1 protein-coding gene is annotated in these 624 nt (G+C 58.0%); it reads right to left on the bottom strand.

Going from position 1 to position 624, the window contains the following annotated elements:
• A partial coding sequence (locus tag J5224_RS33815) for a Tar ligand binding domain-containing protein (protein ID WP_264629237.1) occupies window positions 1-624 on the bottom strand: 624 nt, incomplete at both ends.

The following is a 624-nucleotide window of genomic DNA, read 5'->3' as shown; positions in this document are numbered from 1 at the left end:
GAGGCATTTTCCCGCAGGCCAGCCCGGATCCCGTCACGGCGGTTACGCACCACGCGCACCATATTCTCCAGCCCGTCACGCATGCGTTGCGCGGCGCCTAACAGCTGCGCGATCTCATTTTTGCCCTGCATTTCAAAGCGAGCGCGCAGATCGCCTTGTGCGATGCGATCGAACACGCCAATGGCCTGATTCAATGGCTTAACCACCAGATGCGTCATCACCAGCCAGGAGAGCAGCGCCAATACCAGCGCCAGCGCGATCGCCACCGTCAGCATCATCTCCATACGGTTGATGCTGGCGTTGGAGGCGGTGTAGGCGTCATCGATATTCTGGCGTTTAAACTGCACCAGCTTCTTGGACGCAGCATCAAAATCGGCATAGAGCACGGTGGATTTACCCGCGCGCTGGCGATATTCATCCAGGTTTCCGGCTTCCAGCGCGGCAAGCGCCGGGGTGATAAAGGTGGTCATCAAGGTTTCACGCTTACGGGCCATCTCGGCGGAAATCGCCTTCTCTTGCTCCGCCTGCGGATAGGTCAAATACTCCTGCCATTTTTCACTGGCACCATCAATTTTCCCTTTGGGGCGTTTTAATGTCACCGTCGCCGCGTCCTGCGAGCCGATG

The organism is Candidatus Symbiopectobacterium sp. NZEC135 (assembly GCF_025962695.1).
This window is presented reverse-complemented; position numbering and strand designations above follow the sequence as displayed.